Origin of the sequence: Streptomyces sp. NPDC001851, assembly GCF_040297165.1 — a bacterium.
GTDB lineage: Bacteria > Actinomycetota > Actinomycetes > Streptomycetales > Streptomycetaceae > Streptomyces.
The window spans coordinates 1-22,942 of sequence record NZ_JBEOYR010000054.1 but is presented as its reverse complement, the minus strand read 5'-3'; the positions used below and the strand labels follow the sequence as shown (position 1 = coordinate 22,942).

Annotated in this window: 3 protein-coding genes; all 3 read left to right on the top strand. The window is 72.3% G+C overall.

The genetic code is table 11. From position 1 onward, the window contains the following. Window positions 1-11,163 (top strand): type I polyketide synthase (locus ABT171_RS40960; RefSeq protein WP_503078973.1); only part of this gene is annotated, 11,163 nt, incomplete at its 5' end. 52 nt (window positions 11,164-11,215) lie between these two features. Then, complete coding sequence (locus ABT171_RS40955; RefSeq protein ID WP_503078971.1) at window positions 11,216-21,298, top strand: type I polyketide synthase; 10,083 nt, start codon at window positions 11,216-11,218, stop codon at window positions 21,296-21,298. 64 nt (window positions 21,299-21,362) lie between these two features. Continuing rightward, window positions 21,363-22,942: type I polyketide synthase (locus ABT171_RS40950; protein ID WP_503078968.1), on the top strand; the 1,580-nt coding region annotated here is incomplete at its 3' end.

Sequence of the window (22,942 nt, the reverse complement as noted above, 5' to 3'; positions counted from 1 at the left end):
GTGGGGCGTGAGCGGCAGGTGGGTGTCGCGGCTGTCAACGGGCCCACGTCGGTGGTGGTGTCCGGTGATGAGGACGCGGTCACGGCGTTGGCGGCGGAGTTGTCGGAGAAGGGCCGTCGTACCAAGCGGCTTGTGGTCTCGCACGCGTTTCATTCGCCGCGGATGGAGCCGATGCTGGCGGAGTTCCGGGCGGTCGCCGAAAGCCTGACCTACTCGGTTCCGCAGCTTGCGCTGGTGTCGAACCTGACCGGGCGCCTCGCCGCGTCGGCGGAGATCCGTGACCCGGCCTATTGGGTGCGGCATGTTCGTGAGGCGGTCCGTTTCGCCGATGGTGTGGCGGAGTTGGCCGCGCAGGGTGTCTCGGTGTTCATCGAGCTGGGTCCGGACGGTGTGTTGACCGGTCCGGGTTCGCAGGTGGCCGGCGATGCGCTGTTCGTCCCGGTGTTGCGCAGCGGCCGGCCGGAGGAGCAGGCGCTGCTCGCGGCGCTGGGCCGTGCCTGGGTTCATGGTGTCGAGGTGGACTGGAAGGCGGTGTTCACCGGTACCGGTGCCACCCGCGTCGACCTGCCCACGTACGCCTTCCAACGCCAACGCTACTGGCTCGGCGAGACGGCACAGCAGGTGGCCGAGGAGCCCCGGGCCGTCAGGGCGGAGTCCTGGCGCGAGCGTCTCGCCGCCGCCTCCGACGACGAGCGCGGGCAGACGCTGGAACAACTCGTCCGGACGCAGATCGCGACCGTGCTGGAATACGGCTCCGCGGCAGCTGTGGACCCGGCGCGGACCTTCAAGGACCTGGGCTTCGACTCCCTGACCGGGGTGGAGCTGCGCAACCGGCTGAACGAGGCGACAGGGCTGCGGCTGCCGTCCTCGCTGATCTTCGACCATCCGACGCCGACCGCCCTCATGCGGCACCTGGACGCCGAGGTGCTGGGCACCGACCACTCGGCCGACATCGAGATGCCGGGCGACACCGGGCAGGTGGACGAGCCCATCGCGATCGTGGGGATGGGGTGCCGCTTCCCCGGCGGGGTGACCTCGCCGGAGGAACTGTGGGACCTGGTGCGCACCGGGCGCGACGGAATCGCCGCCTTCCCGATGGACCGCGGCTGGGACCTGGACACGCTGTACGACGCAGACCCCGGCCGCTCCGGGACGTCGTACGTCCGTGAAGGCGGGTTCCTTTACGAGGCACCCGAGTTCGACCCCGGGTTCTTCGGGATCTCGCCGCGTGAGGCGCTGGCGATGGACCCCCAGCAGCGGCTGCTGCTGGAGACGTCCTGGGAGGCGCTGGAGCACGCGGGCATCGACCCGCTGTCGCTCAAGGGCAGCCGCACCGGTGTTTTCGCCGGCGCCATGTCCCAGGACTACGGCACCCAGTTGCACGAGGCCGCGGACGGCCTCGACGGCTACCTGCTGACCGGCAAGTCGGTCAGCGTGGTCTCCGGGCGCCTGGCATACGTCCTCGGCCTCGAAGGCCCTGCCGTGACGGTGGACACGGCCTGCTCCTCGTCGCTGGTCGCCCTGCACCAGGCCGCCCAGGCCCTGCGGGCCGGGGAGTGCACGCTGGCCCTGGCCGGCGGCGTCACCGTCATGGCGACGCCCGGCATGTTCGTGGAGTTCAGCCGGCAGCGCGGGCTCGCCTCCGACGGACGGTCCAAGGCGTTCTCCGACTCGGCCGACGGGACCTCGTGGGCCGAGGGCGCGGGCATGGTGGTGCTGGAGCGGCTGTCGGACGCACGCCGCAACGGCCACCCGGTGCTGGCGGTCGTACGCGGCTCGGCCATCAACCAGGACGGTGCCAGCAACGGCCTTACGGCGCCCAACGGGCCTTCCCAGCAGCGGGTGATCCGGGCTGCCCTGGCGAACGCCGGGGTGTCGGCCGGTGAGGTGGACGCGGTCGAGGCGCACGGCACCGGCACGGTGCTGGGCGATCCCATCGAGGCGCAGGCGCTGATCGCGACCTACGGCCAGGACCGGGACCGGCCGCTGTGGCTCGGCTCGTTGAAGTCGAACGTCGGGCACGCGCAGGCGGCCGCCGGTGTCGGCGGCGTCATCAAGATGGTCGAGGCGATGCGGCACGGCATGCTGCCGCGGACCCTGCACGTCACCGAGCCGACGCGCGAGGTGGACTGGTCGGCGGGCTCGGTCGAACTGCTCACCGAGGCGCGCGAGTGGCCCGAGACCGAGGGGCGCCCGCGCCGGGCCGGTGTGTCCTCCTTCGGTATCAGCGGCACCAACGCGCACGTCATCCTGGAACAGGCGCCGGAGGCCCAACTGCCGCTTCCGGCCGAGCCGGTGGCGGTGCCGTGGGTGCTGTCAGGGCGCGGGCCCGAGGCGCTGCGGGGCCAGGCCGTCCGCCTGCTGGCGCGCGTGGAGCGCGACGCGGACCTCTCCCCCGTGAACGTGGGCTGGACACTGACCGCGGGGCGGGCCGCCCTGGACGACCGGGCCGCCGTGGTCGGCACCGACCGGGACGCGCTGGTGGCCGGGCTGCGGGCGTTGGCACACGGTGAGTCGGCCGCAGGATTGGTGCAGGGCACCGCGTCCGGTTCTGGTGGCCGGGTGGTGTTCGTCTTCCCGGGTCAGGGTGCGCAGTGGGCCGGGATGGGTGTGGAGCTCCTCGACTCGGCTCCGGTGTTCGCCGACCGTTTCGCTGAGTGCGCCGAGGCGTTGGCGGAGTTCGTGGACTGGGACGCGGAGGCGGTCCTCCGCGGTGCTGCGGGTGCTCCGTCGTTGGAGCGCGTGGATGTGGTGCAGCCGCTGTCGTGGGCGGTGATGGTGTCGCTGGCCGCGCTGTGGCGCTCCTACGGTGTTCAGCCGGCCGCCGTGGTGGGTCACTCGCAGGGTGAGATCGCTGCCGCGTGTGTCGCGGGTGGGCTGACGCTGCGCGATGGCGCTCGTGTGGTCGCGCTGCGGTCGCAGGCGATCGCGGCGAGCCTGGCCGGTGACGGCGGCATGGTGTCCGTCGCGCTGAGCGCGGAGCAGGTTGCTGAGCGGATCGCCGGCTGGGACGGCCGTATCGAGATCGCCGCGCTGAACGGTCCGTCCTCGGTGGTGGTGGCGGGTGAGCCGCAGGCTCTGGACGAGCTGATCGTCGCCTGCGAGGCCGACGGAGTGCGTGCGCGTCGTATCCCGGTGGACTACGCCTCTCACACCTCCCACGTCGAACGCATCGAGGAGAACCTCGCCGAGGCCCTGGCGGAGGTCCGTCCGCAGACCTCTGCGGTGCCGTTCTTCTCCACGGTGGAGGCCGACTGGCTGGACACGCAGGCCCTGGACGCCGGGTACTGGTACCGCAACCTGCGCCGCACGGTCCGCTTCGAGGACGCCGTACGCGCGCTCTCCGGTCAGGACCACACCGCGTTCGTGGAGGTGTCGGCGCACCCGGTGCTCGCGATGGGCATCCAGGACACCGCCGAGGACGCGGTCGTCACCGGCACCCTGCGCCGTGACGACGGCGGCCCGGACCGCTTCCTGACCTCTCTCGGTGAGCTGTGGGTCCGTGGCGTGGCTGTGGACTGGGGGCAGGTGTTCGCCGGTACCGGGGCGCACCATGTCGAGCTGCCGACGTATGCCTTCCAGCGACGCCGCTACTGGCTGGACGCCCCGGCTCCTTCGGACGCGGTGACGGCTGATCCGGCCGACGCGCGGTTCTGGGCGGCTGTCGAGAGCGAGGACTTCTCGGCCGTCCTCGACACGCTTCAGGTCTCCGGGGACCAGCCGTTCGGTGAGGTCCTGCCCGCGCTCTCGGCGTGGCGCAAGACGCTTCGGCGGCAGGCGGCGTCCGATGACTGGCGGTACGGCGTCTCCTGGCGGCCGGTGACCGTCCGGCCGGACGCGATGCTGTCGGGGGCGTGGCTGGTCGTGGTGCCTGCGGGGCTGGCCGATGACGCCTGGACGACTGGTGTGGTGCGGTCCCTTGAGATGAAGGGTGCGCGGGTCCGGTTGCTGCCGGTCGAGCCGGGTGTGGACCGGACCGGGTTGGCCGAGGTGTTGCGTGGTGTGGCGGCTCCGGCGGGAGTGTTGTCGTTGCTGGCGTTGGACGAGTCGGCGCACGCGGTGGGCGGCGCAGTCTCGGCTGGTCTGGCGGGCACGCTGGGGTTGGTCCAGGCGTTGGGTGATGCCGGGGTTGAGGGGCCGTTGTGGTGTGTGACCCGGGGTGCTGTGGGTGTTGGTGGTGGGGATCGGGTGGTCGGCTCGGTGCAGGCCGGGGTGTGGGGGTTTGGCCGGGTGGCTGCTCTGGAGTGTCCGGAGCGCTGGGGTGGGCTGGTTGATCTGCCGGAGGCCTTGGACGGCTCAGTGGCGGACCGGCTGGGTGCGGTGTTGTCCGGTGCCGTTGGTGAGGATCAGGTGGCGGTGCGTTCGGCGGGGGTGTTCGGGCGCCGGCTGGTGCGTGTGGGCCGGGCTGGTGGTGGGGGGTGGAGTGCGCGGGGAACTGTCCTGGTCACCGGTGGCACGGGTGCTCTGGGTGGTCATGTGGCGCGCTGGCTGGCCGGGCGGGGTGTGGAGCATCTGGTGCTGGTCTCCCGTCGGGGGGAGCAGGCGCCGGGGGCTGGTGTTCTGCGCGATGAGCTGGAGGGTCTGGGCGTCGGTGTGACGCTGGTGGCCTGTGATGTGGCTGATCGTGAGCAGGTCCGGGCGCTGTTGTCCTCGTTGGAGGCGGCGCCGATCCCGGCGTTGACGGGTGTGGTGCATACCGCGGGGGTGCTGGATGACGGTGTGATCGAGACGCTGTCCGTCGAAGCACTGGCCGGAGTGCTGCGGTCGAAGGTGGAGGCCGCCCGCCACCTTGACGAGCTGACCTCCGACAAGGAGCTCGACGCGTTCGTGCTCTTCTCCTCGGTCATCGGTGTCTGGGGCAACGGCGGCCAGGCGGCCTATGCCGCCGCGAACGCCTCCCTGGACGCGCTCGCCCAGCACCGGCACGCCCGCGGGCTGCCCGCGCTGTCCCTGGCCTGGGGCACGTGGAGCGGCGGCGGCATGGTCGGGGACGACACGGACGAGCGGATGCGGCGACGCGGACTGATCGCCATGGCGCCGGAGGCCGCGATCGAGGCCCTGGCACAGGCGACGGGCCCCGACCGGCCGTTCCTCGCCGTCGCCGATGTGGACTGGGAGCGGTTCGTCGCGGCGTACGCGCCGACCCGACCGACCCGGCTGTTCGACGGGGTGCCGGAAGCACTGCGGGCCGGCACACCGACGGCGGCCGACGGTCTCGCGGGCACCGGCTCCGCCGACGGGTCCGTGCCGCCCGGTACGACGCTGGCACAGCGGCTCGCGGAGCTTGCCCCCGGCGAGCAGGAGCGCACCCTGACCGAGCTGGTCCGCACCCAGGCGGCCGTGGTCCTCGGCCACACCGACACGGACGCGGTCGCGGTCGGGCGCGCCTTCAAGGAACTCGGCTTCGACTCGATGCGGGTCATGGAGCTGCGCAATCGGCTGAACGCCGCCACCGGGGTGCGACTGGCCACCGGCGCGGTGTTCGACCACCCCACGATCACGCGCCTGGCCCGGCACCTGCACGCCGAACTGCTCGGGAAGCAGCACCAGTCAGAACCCGCCACTGCCTCGGCCGCGACCCGCGCGAGCACACCCGCGGACGGTACCGAGCACGGCGACGAACCGATCGCGATCGTCGCGATGGGCTGCCGGCTGCCCGGCGACGTGCAGACCCCCGAGGAGCTGTGGCAGCTGCTCGTACGCGGGCAGGACGCTGTCTCCGGCTTCCCCACCGACCGTGGCTGGGACATCGAGGGCCTGTACGACCCCGACCCCGGCCGGCCCGGCAGGACGTATGCCCGCGAGGGCGGATTCCTCCACGACGCCGCAGAGTTCGACCCGGCGTTCTTCGGGATCTCCCCGCGCGAGGCACTCGCGATGGACCCCCAGCAGCGGCTGCTGCTGCAGACGTCCTGGGAGACCATCGAGCGGGCCGGTATCGACCCGACCTCGCTCAAGGGCACCGCGACCGGTGTCTTCGCCGGAATGACCTACCAGGACTACGGTGCCCGCCTGCACGAGGCCCCGGAGAGCGTCGAGGGCTACCTCCTGACGGGCAAGTCCTCCAGCGTCATCTCCGGCCGTATCGCCTACACCCTCGGCCTGGAGGGCCCGGCGGTGACGGTGGACACGGCGTGTTCGTCGTCCCTCGTCGCCCTGCATCTGGCGGTCCAGGCGCTGCGCAACGACGAGTGCTCCCTCGCCCTCGCCGGCGGCGTGACCGTGATGCCCACCCCCGGCCTGTTCATCGAGTTCAGCCGGCAGCGCGGACTGGCCCCGGACGGCCGCTCGAAGGCGTTCTCCGACGCCGCCGACGGCACCTCGTGGGCGGAAGGCGTCGGCGTGCTGCTGCTGGAGCGGTTGTCGGACGCCCGGCGCAACGGGCACGAGGTGCTGGCCGTCGTGCGTGGTTCGGCCGTGAACCAGGACGGCGCGAGCAACGGCCTCACCGCCCCGAACGGGCTGTCCCAGCAGCGGGTCATCCGCGCCGCCCTGGCCAGCGCCGGACTGTCCACCGGTGACGTGGACGCCGTCGAGGCCCACGGCACCGGCACGGCCCTGGGAGACCCGATCGAGGCCGAGGCGCTCATCGCGACCTACGGCCAGGGCCGCGAACGGCCGCTGCTCCTCGGCTCGTTGAAATCCAACGTCGGGCACACGCAGGCCGCCTCCGGTGTCGCCGGCGTCATCAAGATGGTCCAGGCGATACGGCATGGGCTGCTGCCGCGGACGCTGCACGTGGGCGAGCCGTCGTCGAAGGTGGACTGGTCGGCGGGGGCTGTTGAGCTGCTGACGGTGGCGCGGGAGTGGCCGGAGACGGGTGATCGTCCGCGTCGGGCGGGTGTGTCGTCGTTCGGTGTGAGTGGCACGAACGCGCATGTGATCGTGGAGGAGGCTCCGGAGGCTCCGGTGGTTTCGGGGTCGGTGGCCGATGGTGTGGGTGTGGTGCCTTCGGTGGTGCCGTGGGTGGTGTCCGGGCGTGGGGAGGGGGCGTTGCGGGCGCAGGCCGAGCGGTTGCTGTCCGGTGTGGGTGAGGGTGTTTCGCTGGTGGATGTGGGGTGGTCGCTGGCGGGGCGGGCGGCTTTGGAGGACCGGGCTGTGGTGGTCGGTTCCTCGGGTGGGGAGTTGGTGGCCGGGCTGGAGGCGTTGGCGCGGGGTGAGTCCGCGCCGAGCGTGATCGCGGGTGGCGTGGTGGGTGGCCGGCTTGGGGTGTTGTTCTCCGGTCAGGGCTCGCAGCGGCTGGGGATGGGCCGGGAGTTGTACGGGCGTTTCCCGGTCTTCGCGGAGGCTTTCGACGAGGCGTGTGCGGCCCTGGACGCCGAACTGGGTGCTGGTGTCGGTGTGCGGGATGTCGTCTTCGGTTCGGAGGCGGGTCTGCTGGATCGGACGGTGTTCACGCAGGCCGCGCTGTTCGCCGTAGAAGTGGCTCTGTTCCGGTTGGTGGAGTCTTTGGGTGTGCGTCCGGATTTTGTGGGCGGGCATTCGGTGGGTGAGTTGGTGGCTGCGTATGTGGCCGGGGTGTGGTCGCTTGGGGATGCGGCTCGGCTGGTGGCGGCGCGTGGCCGGTTGATGGACGCCTTGCCGGGGGGTGGGGCGATGGTGGCGGTGGAGGCCACCGAGGACGAGGTCGTGGCCCTTCTTGCGGGGCGTGAGCGGCAGGTGGGTGTCGCTGCTGTCAACGGGCCCACGTCGGTGGTGGTGTCCGGTGATGAGGACGCGGTCACGGCGTTGGCGGCGGAGTTGTCGGAGAAGGGCCGTCGTACCAAGCGGCTTGCGGTCTCGCACGCGTTTCATTCGCCGCGGATGGAGCCGATGCTGGCGGAGTTCCGGGCGGTCGCCGAGAGTCTTGAGTATTCGGCGCCGCAGCTTGCGCTGGTGTCGAACCTGACCGGGCGCCTCGCCGCGTCGGCGGAGATCCGTGACCCGGCCTATTGGGTGCGGCATGTCCGTGAGGCGGTCCGTTTCGCCGATGGTGTGGCGGAGCTGGCCGCGCAGGGCGTAACGGTGTTCATCGAGCTGGGTCCGGACGGTGTGTTGACCGGTCCGGGTTCGCAGGTGGCCGGCGATGCGCTGTTCGTCCCGGTGTTGCGTGGTGGCCGGCCGGAGGAGCAGGCGCTGCTCGCGGCGCTGGGCCGTGCCTGGGTTCACGGTGTCGAGGTGGACTGGAAGGCGGTGTTCACCGGTACCGGTGCCACCCGCGTCGACCTGCCCACCTACGCCTTCCAACGCCACCGCTACTGGCTCGACACCAGCACCGGCACGCCGGAAGCCGCGCTGAGCGCGCTCGGGGCGGAGTCGGCGGAGCATCCGCTGCTGGGCGCCTCGGTCGAGCTCCCCGACGGCGGTGTCGTACTGACGGGCCGCCTGTCGCTGCGGACGCATCCGTGGCTGGCCGACCACGCGGTGGCCGGGGCGGTGCTGCTGCCCGGGACCGCATTCGTGGACATGGCCGTGCGGGCCGGTGACCAGGTGGGCTGCGCTGTGGTGGAGGAACTGACGCTGCAGGCGCCGCTGATCGTCGCGGAGACGGGCGGGACCCGGCTGCGGGTGACCGTCGGGGCGCCCGACCAGGCCGGGCGGCGTACGCTCACCCTTCACTCCCGGCGGGACGACCTGTCCTACGGCGACGAGTGGACCAGGCACGCCGAGGGTGTGCTGGCGGTCGCCGAGAGCCCCGTGCCGCCGGTGGGGGATCTGACGGTGTGGCCGCCGGAGGGTGCCGTGGCCGTGGACACGGGCTCTCTCTACGAGGAGTTCGCCGCCGACGGCTACGACTACGGCCCGGTGTTCCGGGGCGTGCGCGCGGCCTGGCGGCGCGGTGCCGAGGTGTTCGTGGAGGCGGTGCTCCCGGACGACCAGCGGGACGCTGCCGCCGGCCACGCGCTGCATCCGGCACTGCTGGACGCGGCGCTGCACGGACTGCGCATGGGTGACTTCCACGGCGAGCGGCGCGCTCTCGTGCTGCCGTTCGCATGGCGCGGGATCTCCGTGCGCGCGGGCGGGGCCTCGGCCGTGCGGGCGGCATTGACGCCCGCCGGGGGTGACGGGGCCTCGGTGGTCGTCGCCGACGGCGCCGGGCGTCCCGTGGCCGTGATCGAGTCGCTCGTGCTGCGGCCCGTCGAGCCCGAACAGCTCGCCGTGGCGGCGGAGCGTCATGACGACGAGCTGTTCCGCGTCGAGTGGCAGCCGCTGCGGCAGGTCGCCGGGTCCGCGAGCGCCGGGGTGTGGGCCGTGGTCGGCCCCGACGAGGGCAAGCTCAGCGCGCACCTCCGCGACGTCCCCGACGCGCCCGCCGACGTGTCCGTCCACCCGGACCTGGTGGCGTTGGCCGCCGCGATCGACGCCGGTGAGACGGTCGTACCGGACGTGGTGCTGGTGGCCTGCGTCTCCGCTGAGGACGACGGCGACAAGGCCCTCGCGGGTACCGCGGAGGGCGTGCGTACGACGGTCGAGGGCGCGGTGGCGACCGCGCGGGCCTGGCTGGACGACGAGCGGTTCGCGACGTCCCGGCTCGTCTTCCTCACGCGCGGAGCCGTGGTGACCGGTGCGGGCGAGCGGCCCGACCTGGCGAAGGCGCCGCTGTGGGGCCTGATCCGCTCCGCGCAGTCCGAGCACCCCGGCCGGTTCGTCCTGGCCGACCTCGACCAGGACGAGACCTCACGCCCGGCCCTGGTGGCCGCGCTGGCTTCGGGCGAGCCCCAGTTCGCCGTACGCGCCGGGGAAGCGCTGGTCCCCCGGCTGCGGCGGACGGCCTCCCGGCCGTCCGCCGCGGGTCCGCTGCTCGACCCGTCGGGCACGGTGCTGCTCACCGGAGCGACGGGTGGCCTCGGCAGCCTGCTCGCCCGGCACCTCGTCACCGAGCACGGTGTACGGCACCTGCTGCTCACCAGCAGGAGCGGCCCGGACGCCGAGGGTGCCGCCGGACTGCGCGCCGAACTCACCGCTCTGGGCGCCCGGGTCACCCTGGTGGCCTGCGACACCGCCGACCGTGCGGCGCTGGAACGGCTGCTCGACGGCGTACCGGACGAGCATCCGCTGACCGCGGTGGTCCACGCGGCCGGCGTGCTGGACGACGCCACCCTGACCGCCGTCACACCCGACCAGATCGACCGGGTGCTGCGCCCGAAGGTCGACGCCGCGCTCCACCTCCACGAGCTGACGCGCGAGTCGAACCTGTCGGCGTTCGTCCTGTTCTCGGGCGCCGCCGGTACGCTCGGCACGGCGGGACAGGGCGTCTACGCGGCGGCCAACGTCTTCCTGGACGCCCTCGCCCACCACCGCCACGCGCTCGGGCTGCCGGCCCGCTCGCTGGCCTGGGGCCTGTGGGCCGAGCGCAGCGGCATGACCGAGCGGCTGGGCGAGGGCGCCCGGCAGCGGCTGGCCCGCCTGGGCATCGCGGCCCTGGACTCCGACCGCGCACTGTCGCTGTTCGACGCCGCCGGCCGGGCGGACGACGCCGTGCTGCTCCCGATGCGGCTGGACCCGGCCGCGCTGCGCGCCCGGGCGGCGGACGGGCAGGACGGCGACGGCGTGGCGACCCTGCTGCGCGGGCTGGTGCGCGTACCCGTGGCGCGGCGGTCCGCCGCGAGCGACACCGGCGCCGCGGCGGCGACCGGGGGAGCGGCAGCCGAGGGCACGGGCTCGGCACTGCGGGAACGGCTCGCGGGTCTCACCGAGGACGAGCGGCACCGCGCCGTCCTCGACCTGGTACGCGGCCACGCGGCCACGGCGCTGGGGTACGCCACCCCGGCGGGCGTGGAGGCGGCACGGCCCTTCAAGGACGTCGGCTTCGACTCGCTGACCGCGATCGAACTGCGGAACCTGCTGGGCCGGGAGACAGGACTGCGGCTGCCGGCCACCCTGATCTTCGACCACCCGACCCCGGACGCACTGGCGGCGCACCTGGCTGCCGAACTCGCCCCCGCACGCGCCGCGACCGCGGTGGAGGACGGTCTGCGCGGGCTCGACGCCCTGGAGTCGGCGCTCACCGGACTCGCCCAGGACGACCCGGAGCGCGGCCTCATCCAGACCCGGCTGCGCAAGCTGCTCGCCCAGTGCGAAGGGGACGGAACAGGCAGCGCGGACGCCGCGCTCACCGTGGCCGACAAACTCGACCAGGCCAGCGACGACGACCTCTTCCAGTTCATCGACGAGGAACTCTGATCCCTACCGACCATTCCTGACCGACCACTGCACTGCACTGCACATCACTTCATTGAACGCTGTTCGGCGTGGAACGCGGAACACAAAGGGGGAAAGCGTGAGTACGGCAAACGAAGAAAAGCTTCGCGCCTACCTCAAGCGTGTCACCGGGGACCTGCACCAGGCCCGGCAGCGTTTGCGGGAACTGGAGGACGCCGACGCGGAGCCGATCGCGATCACCGCGATGAGCTGCCGCTACCCGGGCGGAGTCGCCGGCCCCGAGGACCTCTGGAACCTCGTCGCGACCGGCACCGACGCGGTGTCCGCCTTCCCCACGAACCGCGGCTGGGACCTCGACTCCCTCTACGACGCCGATCCGGAGAGCAAGGGCAGGACGTACGCCCGAGAAGGCGGATTCCTCCACGACCTCGACCGCTTCGACGCGGAGTTCTTCGGGATATCGCCGCGTGAGGCGATGGCGATGGACCCGCAGCAGCGGCTGCTGCTGGAGACGTCCTGGGAGGTTTTCGAGCGGGCGGGCATCGACCCGAATTCGGTGCGCGGCAGCCGTACCGGCGTCTTCGCGGGCGTCATGTACGACGACTACGGCGCGGCACGCATCTACGGTGGCACCGCTGCCGAATTCGAGGGCTACCTCATCAACGGCAGCGCCGGCAGCATCGCCTCGGGCCGCGTGGCCTACACCCTCGGCCTGGAGGGCCCGGCGGTGACGGTGGACACGGCGTGCTCGTCGTCGCTGGTCGCCCTGCACCTGGCGGTGCAGGCGCTGCGGTCGGGCGAGTGCTCGCTGGCCCTGGCCGGCGGCGTCACCGCCATCGCCACACCGAGCCTCTTCGTGGAGTTCAGCCGGCAGCGGGGCCTGTCCCCGGACGGCCGCTGCAAGTCCTTCTCCGACGACGCGGACGGCACCGGCTGGGCCGAGGGCGTCGGCATGCTGCTGCTGGAGCGGCTGTCGGACGCGCGGCGCAACGGGCACCCGGTGCTGGCGGTCGTGCGCGGTTCGGCCGTGAACCAGGACGGTGCCAGCAACGGTCTTACGGCGCCCAACGGGCCCTCCCAGCAGCGGGTCATCCGGGCCGCCCTGGCGAACGCGCGGCTCTCGGCAACGGACGTCGACGCGGTCGAGGCGCACGGTACGGGCACCACGCTCGGGGATCCGATCGAGGCGCAGGCCTTGATCGCGACGTACGGCCGGGACCGGGAACGACCTTTGTGGCTCGGTTCGTTGAAGTCGAACGTCGGGCATGCGCAGGCGGCTGCCGGTGTCGGTGGCGTCATCAAGATGGTCGAGGCGATGCGGCACGGTGTGCTGCCGCGGACGCTGCATGTGGGTGAGCCGTCGTCGAAGGTGGACTGGTCGGCGGGGGCTGTTGAGCTGCTGACCGAGGCGCGCGAGTGGCCCGAGACCGAGGGGCGCCCGCGTCGGGCGGGTGTCTCGTCCTTCGGCGTCAGTGGGACCAACGCGCACGTGATTCTGGAGCAGGCGCCGGAGGTTGAGCGGGCGGCTGTGGTGGAGCCGGTGGCGGTGCCGTGGGTCTTGTCCGCGCGTAGTGCCGGTGCGTTGCGGGAGCAGGCGGCGAAGCTGCTCGCTCATCTCGCGGAGGAGCCGGAGTTCTCTCCGGTGAGCGTGGGCTTCACGCTGGCCAGCAGGGCGCGGTTGGAGCACCGGGCGGTCGTGGTGGGCCGTGACCGGGACGAGCTCCTCGCTGGGCTGGGTGAGGTGGATGCCGGGTCTGGTTCTGGTGGCCGGGTGGTGTTCGTCTTCCCGGGTCAGGGTGCGCAGTGGGCCGGGATGGGTGTGGAGCTCCTCGACTCGGCTCCGGTGTTCGCGGATCGTTTCGCTGAGTGCGCCGAGGCGTTGGCGGAGTTCGTGGACTGGGATGTGGAGGCGGTTCTTCGCGGTGCTGTGGGTGCTCCGTCGTTGGAGCGGGTGGATGTGGTGCAGCCGTTGTCGTGGGCGGTGATGGTGTCGCTGGCCGCGCTGTGGCGTTCGTACGGTGTCCAGCCGGCTGCCGTGGTGGGTCACTCGCAGGGTGAGATCGCTGCCGCCTGCGTGGCTGGGGCGCTGACCCTCAAGGACGGCGCCCGGGTGGTCGCGCTGCGGTCGCAGGCGATCGCGGCCGGCCTGGCCGGTGACGGGGGCATGGTGTCCCTGGCGCTGAGCGCGGAGCAGGTCGCGGAGCGGATCGCCGGCTGGGACGGCCGTATCGAGATCGCCGCGCTCAATGGACCCACCTCGGTGGTGGTGGCGGGTGAGCCGCAGGCTCTGGACGAGCTGATTGCCGCCTGCGAGGCCGACGAGGTCCGAGCGCGTCGTATCCCGGTGGACTACGCCTCCCACACCTCCCACGTCGAACGCATCGAGGACGACCTCGCCAAGGCCCTGGCGGAGATCCGTCCGCAGGCGTCCACGGTCCCCTTCTTCTCCACGGTGGAGGCCGGCTGGCTGGACACGCAGGCCCTGGATGCCGGGTACTGGTACCGCAACCTGCGCCGCACGGTCCGCTTCGAGGACGCCGTACGTACCCTGGCCGGTCAGGACCACACGGCGTTTGTCGAGGTCAGCCCGCACCCGGTGCTGGCCATGAGTATTCAGGACACCGCCGAGGACGCGGTCGTCACCGGCACCCTGCGCCGCGACGACGGCGGCCTGGACCGCTTCCTGACCTCTCTCGGCGAGCTGTGGGTCCAGGGCATCGACGTCGACTGGGCCCAGGCCTTCACCGGCACCGGCGCCCACCACGTCGACCTGCCCACGTACGCCTTCCAGCGACGCCGCTACTGGCTCGACGTCAGCCCGACGGACGGCGCCGGCACGGCGGCCGTGGGCCTGTCGGCTGCCGGACATCCCATGCTCGGGGCGGTCATGGACCTCCCCGACTCGGGTGGTGTGGTCCTGACGGGCCGGTTGTCGCTGCGGACGCATCCGTGGCTGGCGGATCACGCGGTCGATGGTGTGGTGCTGCTGCCGGGTACCGCCTTCGTGGAACTGGCCGTGCGTGCCGGTGACGAGGTCGGCTGCGAGGCGGTCGAGGAGCTGACCCTCCAGGCCCCGCTGACGCTGCCCGAACAGGGCGGGGTCCGGCTGCGGGTCACCGTCGGGGAGCCCGGCGCCGACGGGCGGCGGACGGTTGCCGTGTACTCCTGTGCCGACTCCGCGACGGAGACCACAGCGGAGTCGCCCGGGGACGCCTGGACGTGCCACGCCACCGGTGTGCTGGCGCGGGAGGCCGTCGAGGCCGGTGCCGACCTGGTGGTTTGGCCGCCGTCGGGTGCTGTGCGCGTCGAGGCCGACGCGCTGTACGACGAGCTGGCCGGTGCCGGGTACGGTTACGGGCCGGCGTTCCAGGGGGTGCGTGCCGCCTGGCGGCGCGGCGACGAGGTGTTCGCCGAGGTGGAGTCGGCGGAGGAACAGCGGGACGAGGCGGCTCGCTTCGGTCTGCACCCCGCGCTGCTGGACGCCGCGTTGCATGCTGCGCGGCTGGGCGGGTTCTTCTCCGACGCGCAGGCGCGGCTGCCGTTCGAGTGGCGTGGCGCCTCGCTGCACGCCTCCGGCGCGTCGGCGCTGCGGGTACGTCTGGCGCCGGCCGGTGCGGACGCGTTGTCGGTGACCGTCGCCGACGGCACCGGGCGGCCCGTCGCGACCGTCGGCTCGCTGTTGACCCGGCCCGTCGACCGGGAGCAGCTCGCCTCGGTCCGAGGGACCCTGCGCGAGGACCTGTTCGAACTTCAGTGGACCGCCGCCGCGCCGGGGCCGGAGGCCGCGGGGGCGGTCACCCGGGCTTTCGTTGGTGAGTCGCCGATCGGCGGACCGACGTACCCGGACTTCGACGCCCTCGCCGACGGGGACGCCGTACCGGACCTGGTCATCTGCCGCTTCGCGGGCTCGGCGGACACCGCGGGGACGACCGCGGACGCCGTGCACACGGCTCTGCGTGAGGCCCTGGAGCTGGTGCAGGGCTGGCTGGCGGAGGAGCGGTTCGCGGCCTCGCGGCTCGTGCTGGTCACGCGGGGCGCGGTGGCGGCAGGGCCGCAGGAGCACGTGACCGATCTCGGGGCGGCCGCGGTGTGGGGTCTGCTGCGGTCGGCCCAGACGGAGAACCCGGGCCGGTTCGTGCTGGTGGACGTCGACGGTGCCGAGTCCTCGTGGAGCGTGCTGCCCGGGGCGCTGGAGCGGGACGAGCCACAGCTGGCGGTGCGCTCCGGTGACGTGCGTGTGCCGCGGCTGCGGCGGATGCGTGCGGGGGCCGTGGACACGGCCGGCGGCTTCGGCGAGGGCACGGTGCTGGTGACGGGTGCGACCGGCACGCTGGGCGCTCTGGTGGCGCGGCATCTGGTGACGGCGCATGGGGTACGGCGTTTGCTGCTGGTCAGCCGTAGCGGGCCGGAGGCCGTTGGTGCCGCCGAACTGGTCACTGAGTTGGGCGGGTTGGGTGCGGAGGTGTCGGTGGTGGCGTGTGATGTCGCCGACCGTGCCGCCCTGGCTGGGGTGCTGGCGGGGATTCCGGCCGAGCACCCGTTGACGGGTGTGGTGCACACGGCGGGTGTGCTGGACGACGGCATCGTGTCGTCCCTGACCCCCGAGCGGCTCGACACCGTGCTGCGACCGAAGGTGGACGGTGCCTGGAACCTGCACGAGCTGACCCGTGGCCTCGGTCTGTCGGCGTTCGTGCTGTTCTCGTCGGCGTCCGGTGTGCTGGGCAGCGCGGGACAGGGCAACTACGCGGCCGCGAACGCGTTCGTGGACGCGCTGGCCGCTGTCCGCCGAGCCGAGGGGCTGCCCGCGGTCTCGCTGGCGTGGGGCTTCTGGGAGCAGCGCAGCGGCATGACCGGTGAGCTGAGCGACCTGGACCTCGCGCGCATCGCGCGGTCGGGGCTCAGGGCGCTGTCATCCGATGAGGGACTGGAGTTGCTGGACGCGGCCATGGCCGCGGGACCGGCGTCGGTCTTGCCGGTGCGGTTCGATGCGACGGCGCTGCGCGAGCTGGGTGCCGGTGTGCCGGCGGTGCTGCGCGGGCTGGCCGGCGGCCGGATGCGCCGGGCGCGTGCGAGTGAGAACCCGGGTGCTGGTTCGGGTCTGGTGGACCGGCTGGCGGGGTTGTCGCTGGATGCGCGGGTGCGGGAGCTGTCCGGGCTGGTGCGTGGCCAGGTGGCCGCGGTGCTGGGGCACGGTTCGGCGGCGTCGGTGGAGGAGGGCCGGGCTTTCAAGGAGCTGGGCTTCGACTCGTTGACGGCCGTTGACCTGCGGAACCGGCTGAACGCGGCGACCGGTCTACGGCTGCCCGCCACCCTCGTCTTCGACCACCCCACGCCGACCGCTCTGGTGAACCACCTGCTGGGCGAACTCACCGGAGCCACAGGCGAATTCACCGGCGAACCCCTCCCCGCAGGAGCCCCGTTCGACCAGGACCCCATCGCCATCGTCGCGATGAGCTGCCGCCTTCCCGGCGGCGTGACCACCCCAGAGGACCTGTGGAACCTCGTCGTCGCGGGCACGGACACGATCTCGCCCTTCCCGACGGACCGTGGCTGGGACCTGGACGGCCTGTACGACCCGGATCCGGAGCGGACGGGCACGTCGTACGTCCGCGAGGGCGGTTTCCTGCACGACGCGGCCGACTTCGATCCGGGGTTCTTCGGCATCTCGCCGCGTGAGGCGCTGGCGATGGACCCCCAGCAGCGGCTGCTGCTGGAGACGTCCTGGGAGGCCTTCGAGCGGGCGGGCATCGACCCGGATTCGGTGCGCGGCAGCCGTACCGGCGTCTTCGCGGGCGTCATGTACAACGACTACGGATCCCGGTTGGGCGGTGCACCGGAGGGCTTCGAGGGCTACCTGGGCAACGGCAGTGCCGGAAGTGTCGCCTCGGGCCGGATCTCCTACACCTTCGGGCTGGAGGGCCCGGCGGTGACGGTGGACACGGCGTGCTCGTCCTCGCTGGTCGCCCTGCACCTGGCCGCCCAGGCGCTGCGCGCGGGCGAGTGCACCCTGGCCCTGGCCGGCGGTGTGACGGTGATGTCGACCCCGACGACGTTCGTGGAGTTCAGCCGGCAGCGGGGCCTGTCCCCGGACGGCCGCTGCAAGTCCTTCTCGGACGCGGCCGACGGTACGGGCTGGGCCGAGGGCGTCGGCATGCTGCTGCTGGAGCGGCTGTCGGACGCGCGGCGCAACGGGCACCCCGTGCTGGCGGTCGTGCGCGGTTCGGCCGTGAACCAGGACGGTGCCAGCAACGGTCTTACGGCGCCCAACGGGCCTTCCCAGCAGCGGGTGATCCGGGCTGCGCTGGCGAACGCCGGGCTGTCCACCGGTGAGGTGGACGCGGTCGAGGCGCACGGCACCGGCACGGTGCTGGGCGATCCCATCGAGGCGCAGGCGCTGATCGCGACGTACGGGCAGGACCGGGAGTCGGATCGGCCGTTGTGGCTGGGTTCGTTGAAGTCGAACATCGGGCATGCGCAGGCGGCTGCCGGAGTCGCCGGTGTGATCAAGATGGTGCAGGCGATGCGGCACGGGATGCTTCCCAGGACGCTGCACGTCACCGAGCCGACGCGTGAGGTGGATTGGTCGGCGGGGGCTGTTGAGCTGCTGACGGAGGCGCGGGAGTGGCCGGAGACGGCTGACCGGCCGCGTCGGGCGGGTGTCTCGTCCTTCGGCGTCAGTGGGACCAACGCGCACGTGGTCCTGGAGCAGGCGCCGGAGGTTGAGCGGGCGGCTGTGGTGGAGCCGGTGGCGGTGCCGTGGGTCTTGTCCGCGCGCAGTGCGGAGGCGGTGCGGGAGCAGGCGGCGAAGCTGCTCGCTCATCTCGCGGAGGAGCCGGAGTTCTCTCCGGTGAGCGTGGGCTTCACGCTGGCCAGTCGGGCGCGGTTGGAGCACCGGGCTGTTGTGGTGGGCCGTGACCGGGGTGAGCTCCTCGCTGGGCTGGGTGAGGTGGATGCCGGGTCTGGTGGTGGTGGCCGGGTGGTGTTCGTCTTCCCGGGTCAGGGTGCGCAGTGGGCCGGGATGGGTGTGGAGCTCCTCGACTCGGCTCCGGTGTTCGCGGATCGTTTCGCCGAGTGTGCCCAGGCTCTTGCGGAGTTCGTGGACTGGGATGTGGAGGCGGTTCTTCGCGGGGTTGTGGGTGCTCCGTCGTTGGAGCGGGTGGATGTGGTGCAGCCGTTGTCGTGGGCGGTGATGGTGTCGCTGGCCGCGTTGTGGCGCTCCTACGGTGTCCAGCCGGCTGCCGTGGTGGGTCACTCGCAGGGTGAGATCGCTGCCGCGTGTGTCGCGGGTGGGCTGACGCTGCGCGATGGCGCTCGGGTGGTTGCTCTGCGGTCGCAGGCGATCGCGGCGAGCCTGGCCGGTGACGGGGGCATGGTGTCCCTGGCGCTGAGCGCGGAGCAGGTCGCGGAGCGGATCGCCGGCTGGGACGGCCGTATCGAGATCGCCGCTCTGAACGGGCCCACCTCGGTGGTGGTGGCGGGTGAGCCGCAGGCTCTGGATGAGCTGATTGCCGCCTGCGAGGCCGACGAGGTCCGAGCGCGTCGTATCCCGGTGGACTACGCCTCCCACACCAGCCACGTGGAGCGGATCGAGGACGATCTCGCCAAGGCTCTGGCCGAGGTTGCGCCGGTGTCGCCCCGAGTCCCCTTCTTCTCGACGGTCGAGGGCGACTGGATCGACAGTGAGGCTCTGGATGCCGGGTACTGGTACCGCAACCTGCGCCGCACGGTCCGCTTCGAGGACGCCGTACGTACCCTCACCGGTCAGGACCACACGGTGTTCATGGAGGTCAGTCCGCACCCGGTGCTGACCATGAGCATCCAGGACACCGCCGAGGACGCGGTCGTCACCGGCACCCTGCGCCGCGACGACGGCGGCCTGGACCGCTTCCTGACCTCTCTCGGTGAGCTGTGGGTCCACGGCATCGACGTCGACTGGGCCCAGGCCTTCACCGGCACCGGCGCCCACCACACCGACCTGCCCACCTACGCCTTCCAGCGCAACCGCTACTGGCTCGACGCGCCCACCGGCGGGCAGGCCACCGCCGCCGACCCGGCCGACGCACGCTTCTGGGAGGTCGTGGAGAACGGCGACCTTGAGTCGCTGGCGTCGGTCCTCGGGGTGTCGCCGGACGAGCCGTTGAAGGCGGCGCTGCCGGCGCTGACGGCCTGGCGGCAGGAACAGCGGGACGAGGCCCGGTTGGAGGGCTGGCAGTACCGCGTCGCATGGAGGCCGGTGTCCGCGAAGGCCGAGAAGCTGTCCGGTACCTGGCTCGTGGTGGTGCCTGCGGGGCTGGCCGAGGACGCCTGGACGACTGGTGTGGTGCGGTCCCTCGAAACGAAGGGTGCGCAGGTCCGGTTGCTGCCGGTCGAGCCGGGCGTGGACCGGGTCGGGTTGGCTGAGGTGTTGCGCGGTGTGGCGGCTCCGGTGGGGGTGGTGTCGTTGCTTGCGCTGGATGAGTCGGCTGGTCTGGCGGGCACGCTTGGGTTGGTGCAGGCGCTGGGTGATGCCGGGGTTGAGGGGCCGTTGTGGTGTGTGACCCGGGGTGCTGTCGGTGTTGGTGGTGGGGATCGGGTGGTCGGCTCGGTGCAGGCCGGGGTGTGGGGGTTTGGCCGGGTGGCTGCTCTGGAGTGTCCGGAGCGCTGGGGTGGGCTGGTTGATCTGCCGGAGGCCTTGGACGGCTCGGTGGCGGACCGGCTGGGTGCGGTGTTGTCGGGTGCGGTTGGTGAGGATCAGGTTGCGGTGCGTTCGGCGGGGGTGTTCGGGCGTCGGCTGGTGCGTGTGGGCCGGGCTGGTGCCGGGGAGTGGCGTCCCAGCGGGACGGTTCTGGTCACCGGTGGCACGGGTGCTCTGGGTGGTCATGTGGCGCGTTGGCTGGCCGGGCGTGGGGTGGAGCATCTGGTGCTGGTCTCCCGTCGGGGGGAGCAGGCGCCGGGGGCTGATGTCCTGCGCGACGAGCTGGAAGGTCTGGGCGTCGGTGTGACGCTTGCCGCGTGTGACATGGCCGACCGCGACCAGGTCCGCGCGTTGCTGTCTTCCCTGAAGGCGGCGTCGATTCCCGCACTGACCGGCGTCGTCCACACCGCGGGTGTGCTGGACGACGGTGTGATCGAGACGTTGTCGCCGGAGCGGCTGGCCGGTGTGCTGGGTGCGAAGGCGGAGGGTGCCTGGCATCTGCACGAGTTGACCCGGGATCTGGGGTTGGAGGTGTTCGTGCTGTTCTCGTCGTTGGCGGGGACGGTCGGTGGTGCGGGTCAGGCGAACTATGCGGCGGCGAATGCCTGTCTGGACGGGTTGGCGGCTCTGCGGCGGGCGCAGGGGTTGTCGGCGACGTCGGTGGCGTGGGGACGCTGGGCCGGTGAGGGTCTTGCCGTGGGTGAGGCGAGGGAGTCGTGGGCGCACCGTGGTGGGGTGGCGCCGATGGAGCCGTGTGATGCGTTGAAGGTGTTGGAGTCGGTGCTGGGCCGGGGTGAGGAGCAGGTCGTCGTCGCGGACATCGACTGGGAACGCTTCGCCCCGCGGCTCGCGACCGCCCGCCCCGCTCCGCTCATCGCGGAGATCCCGGAGGCGCGCCGCGCGCTGGAGACGGCCGTCGGCGACGGCGCCGGCACGGACGGCGATCCCGCCGAGACCCTGCGCGCCGAACTCGGTGGACTCTCCCCGGCGGAGCAGGACCTGCGGCTGCTGGACCTGGTGCGTACACACGTCGGTGCCGTGCTCGGGCACGGCACCGACGAGGCGGTCACAGCTGACCGGGCGTTCAAGGACCTCGGCTTCGACTCGCTCACCGCCGTCGAACTGCGCAAGCGCCTCACCGGCGCGACTGGACTGCGGCTACCGGCGACGATCGTGTTCGACCACCCCACGCCCCAGCTCCTCGCCGACCGCCTGAGGGCGGAGCTGAGCCCCGAAGGGGCCCGGCGCTTCGACAGCGTGGTCGGGGAACTCGACCGGCTCGCGTCGGACATCTCCGCACTCGTCGGAGAGGCCGAGGACGAGGCCCGTAACGAGATCACCCTGCGGCTGAAGGCACTGCTCCAGCTGTGCAGTCCCGCCGAGGGAGCCGAGCCCGAACCGGGTCGGGCGGCCGACAAGCTCGCCTCGGCCTCCGACGACGACGTCTTCGACTTCATCAGCAACGAACTCGGCATCTCCTGACTCCCGGCCCCCATCCCCCTCCCTCGACTTCCCTCTCCGCGCACCGCGTGACGACTTCCCGAACTTGGAGCAGTACGGCGTGACCAACACCAGCGAGGACAAGCTCCGTTACTTCCTGAAGCGAGTGACCGGCGAACTTCACGAAGCACGGCAACGCCTCCAGGAAGTGGAGTCGGGAGAGCGCGAGCCCATCGCGATCGTGGGGATGAGCTGTCGCTTCCCCGGCGGGGTCGACTCGCCCGAGCGGCTGTGGCAGTTGCTCGCCTCGGGCGAGGACGCCTTCTCCGAGTTCCCCACCGACCGTGGCTGGGACACCGAGGGCCTGTACGACCCGGAGCTGTCGCGGCCGGGAACGTCGTACGTCCGCGAAGGCGGATTCCTCACCGACGTCGGCGACTTCGACCCCGCCTTCTTCGGGATCTCCCCGCGTGAGGCGACGGCGCTCGACCCGCAGCAGCGGCTGCTGCTGGAGACCTCGTGGGAGGCCATCGAGCGGGCCGGCATCGATCCGACGTCGTTGAAGGGCAGCCGTACCGGTGTCTTCGCCGGTACCAACGGCCAGGACTACGCCGCACTGCTGCGCCGCGCCCCCAAACAGTCCGAGGGCTACCTCGCCACCGGCATCGCGGCCAGCGTGGTCTCCGGGCGCCTGTCGTACACCTTCGGCCTGGAAGGCCCGGCGGTGACCGTCGACACGGCCTGCTCCTCCTCGCTGGTGACCCTGCACCTGGCGGTCCAGGCGCTGCGCAACGACGAGTGCTCCCTCGCCCTCGCCGGCGGCGTCACGGTGATGGCGACCCCCGAGACGTTCGTGGAGTTCAGCCGCCAGGGCGCGCTCTCCCGCACCGGACGCTGCCGCCCCTTCGCCGCCACGGCGGACGGTACGGCGTGGGGTGAGGGTGTCGGCATGCTGCTGCTGGAGCGGCTGTCGGACGCCCGGCGCAACGGCCACAAGGTGCTGGCCGTCGTGCGCGGTTCGGCCGTGAACCAGGACGGCGCCAGCAACGGCCTCACCGCCCCCAACGGCCCCTCCCAGCAGCGCGTCATCCGTGCCGCCCTCGCCAACGCGGGGCTCACCACCGCGCAGGTGGACGCCGTCGAGGCCCACGGCACCGGCACGACCCTCGGCGACCCGATCGAGGCGCAGGCCCTGCTCGCCACCTACGGCCAGGGGCGCCCGGCCGACCGCCCGCTGTGGATCGGCTCCCTCAAGGCGAACATCGGCCACACGGCCGCCGCCGCCGGTGTCGCCGGCGTCATCAAGATGGTCGAGGCGATACGGCACGGTGCCCTGCCGCAGTCCCTCTACGTCGACGAACCCACCCCTCAGGTCGACTGGACCACCGGCGCCGTCCGCGTCCTCACGGAGCAGCGCGCCTGGCCGGAGACGGGAGAGCCGCGTCGGGCGGGCATCTCGTCCTTCGGTGTGAGTGGCACGAACGCGCATGTGATCGTGGAGGAGGCTCCGGAGGTTCCGGGGGTCTCGGGGTCGGTGCCTTCGGTGGTGCCGTGGGTGGTGTCCGGGCGTGGGGAGGGGGCGCTGCAGGCTCAGGCCGAGCGGTTGCTGTCCCACGTGGGTGAGGGTGTCTCGCCGGTGGATGTGGGGTGGTCGCTGGCGGGGCGGGCGGCTTTGGAGGACCGGGC